6 protein-coding genes are annotated in these 3,432 nt (G+C 34.2%); 4 read left to right on the top strand and 2 right to left on the bottom strand.

From position 1 onward, the window contains the following. Nucleotides 1–168 precede the first annotated feature (168 nt). Nucleotides 169–378: a hypothetical protein gene (locus F6K13_RS24495; RefSeq protein WP_192901190.1), complete on the bottom strand. Its 210-nt coding sequence runs from the start codon at nucleotides 376–378 to the stop codon at nucleotides 169–171. Nucleotides 379–525: 147 nt separating this feature from the next. Here F6K13_RS24495 and F6K13_RS24490 point away from each other — a divergent pair, with 147 nt between their 5' ends. The 4 genes from F6K13_RS24490 (at nucleotide 526) to F6K13_RS35375 (ending at nucleotide 2,614) form a co-directional block, all read left to right on the top strand. Further along, a complete protein-coding gene (locus F6K13_RS24490) occupies nucleotides 526–765 on the top strand; it encodes a hypothetical protein (RefSeq protein ID WP_124146933.1) in 240 nt (79 codons plus the stop codon). After that, a complete protein-coding gene (locus F6K13_RS24485; RefSeq protein ID WP_124146934.1) occupies nucleotides 663–1,808 on the top strand; it encodes a tetratricopeptide repeat protein in 1,146 nt (381 codons plus the stop codon). The genes F6K13_RS24490 and F6K13_RS24485 overlap by 103 nt, the downstream gene beginning before the upstream one ends. Continuing rightward, nucleotides 1,792–2,262 (top strand): tetratricopeptide repeat protein, encoded by a 471-nt coding sequence (locus F6K13_RS24480; protein WP_124146935.1) that lies wholly within the window; start codon nucleotides 1,792–1,794, stop codon nucleotides 2,260–2,262. Before F6K13_RS24485 ends, F6K13_RS24480 begins: the two co-directional genes overlap by 17 nt. A 178-nt stretch (nucleotides 2,263–2,440) precedes the next feature. Next, a complete protein-coding gene (locus tag F6K13_RS35375; RefSeq protein ID WP_205127511.1) occupies nucleotides 2,441–2,614 on the top strand; it encodes a type II toxin-antitoxin system PemK/MazF family toxin in 174 nt (57 codons plus the stop codon). 122 nt (nucleotides 2,615–2,736) lie between these two features. Here the strand turns inward: F6K13_RS35375 and F6K13_RS24475 are convergent. Next, nucleotides 2,737–3,432, bottom strand: a 696-nt coding sequence (locus F6K13_RS24475) for a Uma2 family endonuclease (protein ID WP_353735711.1), incomplete at its 5' end; no start/stop codon positions are given.

The raw sequence follows: 3,432 nt of genomic DNA, 5'->3' as shown, positions 1-3,432 counted from the left end.
TGGTACTTAGACATTTTTTGGTAGGAAAAATGCGTCAAAGTCAGTCTAGACAAGGGAATTACGTCAAAGCCTTAAAAATGGCTAGAACCCTTAGTAACTCAGGATTTATGCCTTTTCGACGTGAAAACCTCTACCCATCTATATCTGACCCTATTTTCTGCCTTTATTTTATGTAAGTCCCATTAGGCAAACCCAAGGAATAACTAAGAGGGCATAAAAATTAGTTTTATTTGATAGAGCAAAAGAGAGTATTCCGCCAAATATTCCTAGTGTTAGATAAATGATTTGGTCTCGGAAGGCAATACGTTTGAGTTGTTCTTCTTTCAATTTTTGGTATTCGAGTAGAAAAATTTGAAGTATGGGTTTTTGGTCGTTCATAGAAATTTTTTTCTGTAATAAGTTGGTAATAGAAGTAATTGAATAGTATTAGAAAGGAGTTTAAATTTATTGAAAAGCAGTTTGATTTTTACACATTTAAAAATAAATTAGCCATAATACAAAGCAGCTCAATTAATAGGTAAAGGTATGGCTTGTGCGGTTATTTTAACAGCAATTCGTATCGAATATATGGCAGTACGCGCTTATCTGAGTGACTTGGGGGAGGATATTCACCCTAATGGGACAATTTATGAAAGGGGTAAATTTTCTATTGATGGTCAACAGTGGGAAGTAGGTATTGTGGAGACTGGTGCTGGAAATTCTCCCGCAGCAATAGAAGCAGAAAGGGCGATCGCTTTCAAGAGGGAGCAGCATCAGGAAGTTTAGGTAACGTTCACTATTCTTTAGGAGAATATCAAAAAGCTATTGAATATCACCAAAAACATTTAGTAATTGCTCAAGAAAGAAGCGATCGCTTAGGTCAAGGAAGAGCTTTTTCTAATTTAGGTAGTGTTTATATTTCTATGGGAAAATATCAAAAAGCTATTGATTCTTATCAGCAACATTTAACTATTATAAAAGAAAATGAAGACCCTCTGGGAGTGGGAAGAACGTTAGGGGGTTTAGCTACAGCTTACAAATCTTTAGGAGAATATCAGAAAGCTATTAAATATCATCAACAACAGTTAGTAATTGCCAGAAAGATAGAAGATAGTGGTAATGAAGGGATGGCGCTAGGAGGTTTAGGAATTGTTTATGCCTTATCAGGTAAATATAAAAAAGCGATTGATTATCACAAACAACACCTAGATATTGTTAAGGAAATGAAACAGCGGAGTAGGGAAGGTTTACCATTGAGACATTTAGGTAATGCTTATTATTCAATGGGAGATTATGAGCAAGCAATTAACTATTATAACCTCAGTTTAGATGTTGCACGTTCTGTTGGTAATCTAGCTGAAGAAGGTCATAGTTTGGGAAATTTAGCTAATGCTTATAATGCTCTAGGAAAATATCATCAGGCACTCGATTATTATCACCAAGGTTTGAAAATTGCACAGGAAATTAAGGACCTAGATAATGAAGGAATGATATTGAATAATTTAGGAACTATTTATTCTTCTCAAAAAAATTATGCTCGAGCAATTAGTTGTCATCAGAAAGCTTTAGATATTGCTAAACAAACAGGTGATTTGTCAAATATAGGAGCTGCGTCTGGAAGTTTAGGTAATGTTTTTCATCGCTTGGGTAAATACAATTTAGCTCTGGAGTACCACCAACAAAATTTGAGTATTGCAAAACAAATTAGAAGTCCTAAAAGTCAAGGTGCAGCAATGGGAAATTTAGGAAATGTTTACTTTGCTCTCAAAGATTATCACAAAGCATTAGATTACCATCGTCAACAGTTGCAAATTGCTGAAAAAAATTGATGCTCTTGGGATGAAAGCAACTGCTTTATGTAATTTAGGTGCTACTTTGATAGAACTTCAGCAAAATATAGAAGCACTGGAACTTTTACAACAAGCATTAGATATTTATCGCCAAATTGGCAGTCGTCCGAAAGAAGTTATAACTCTTTATAATTTAGCCGAACTTTATCATAAGTTACATGATGATAAGTTGGCACATGATTTTTATAAGCAAGGTTTGTCTATTGCTCAGGAGTTAGGAATTTTTCTAAAAGAGAGTCAGGAGTTAAAAGAAAAATTGTTCAATACTTACCTCCAAGAAATAGATGAAAAAGATACCCGTTATTTAATTAAATTACCATTAGAAGAAAGACGAAAAATTTTGGCAAAGCAAGCCGAAAAAATGTGCGAATATTATCAGCAAGATAGAGAATGGGAAGATTTGCAAACTTGGGATGAATTATATGAAGAATGATAATTTACCCAAACGGGGAGATATTTGGCTAACAAATTTTGACCCAACTATCGGAGCATAAATTAGAAATATTCGTCCGGCGATTATCATTAGTTCCGATGGTATTGGTAGATTACCAATTAAGTTAATTGCACCTATTACTGATTGGAAAAATTATTTTAATAATGATAGTTGACACATTAAAATTGAACCGGATTTAGAAAATAATTTAAGCAAAGTTTCTACTGTTGATTTATTGCAAATAAGAGGAATGGATTTGCAAAGGTTAGTTAAGAAAATAGGTGTTTGTTCTAGTGAAGTTATGGATAAAATATCAGCTGGTATTGCTTTACTTGTAGAGTACGAGGGTTAAATTATTCTATATCTAAAAATTCAATCCCATCGACTACCTCAATGTTAGCGGAGCTTATCCGTTAGGATAAACCCAACACGCGCTTTATTTTGGTAAAGTTGGGTTTCGTTCCTCAACCCAACCTACGCTTGCTCTGTTTTTTCTGGAACTTCAAAATTAACTCCTTCGTACAAAACTTCAATAGCAGAACTAAATTCAATACTCTCTAATGTAATAGACTCACCTTCTGTATACCCACAATAATTCCACATTTTCCCCTCCCCACGTTGATAAATTTCTACAAATATTGATTCTGAATCTACCAAAACATATTCTTGCAAACTAGGAAATTGACGATAATATTTCAACTTATCACCGCGATCGTATTTTCCTGTACTAGGGGAAAGCACCTCAACAATGACTTTAGGATGTTTAATAAAGTCACGAGATTTTAAATCCTCAGCATTACAACTAATAACTAAATCTGGATAGAAATAACGATTATTTTTAGCATCTTTAACTTTAGCATCAGACACATTAACTCGACAACCTCTTTGACGGAGATGGGGATATAGAGAACGGTAGAAATTAAGAGCAATATCATTATGAGGAAGACTTCCTCCAGTCATAGCTAAAACTTCACCGTCTACATATTCATGGCGAAATTCCTGTTTAGCTTCCCATTCTAGATATTCTTCAGGGGTCATTTTTGGATAATCTTGGGGTTGAGAAATCATAAATTTTTTTCTCCTCCAACGTTTTGTTATATCTGGTTTTCGAGATAAATTCACAACTTCCCTGGTACTTTCCGCTTGCTGCTTTTGTAAATCAGCAAATAT

Origin of the sequence: Okeania sp. SIO2B9 (assembly GCF_010672505.1) — a bacterium.
GTDB lineage: Bacteria > Cyanobacteriota > Cyanobacteriia > Cyanobacteriales > Microcoleaceae > Okeania > Okeania hirsuta.
The sequence above is the reverse complement of the archived record's forward strand: the minus strand, read 5'-3'. Positions and strand labels throughout refer to the sequence as shown.

Excerpts from the sequence above, each read along its gene's own strand:
- F6K13_RS24495 (WP_192901190.1), bottom strand. The coding sequence starts at position 378 with ATGAACGACCAAAAACCCATACTTCAAATTTTTCTACTCGAATACCAA.
- F6K13_RS24490 (WP_124146933.1), top strand. The coding sequence starts at position 526 with ATGGCTTGTGCGGTTATTTTAACAGCAATTCGTATCGAATATATGGCA.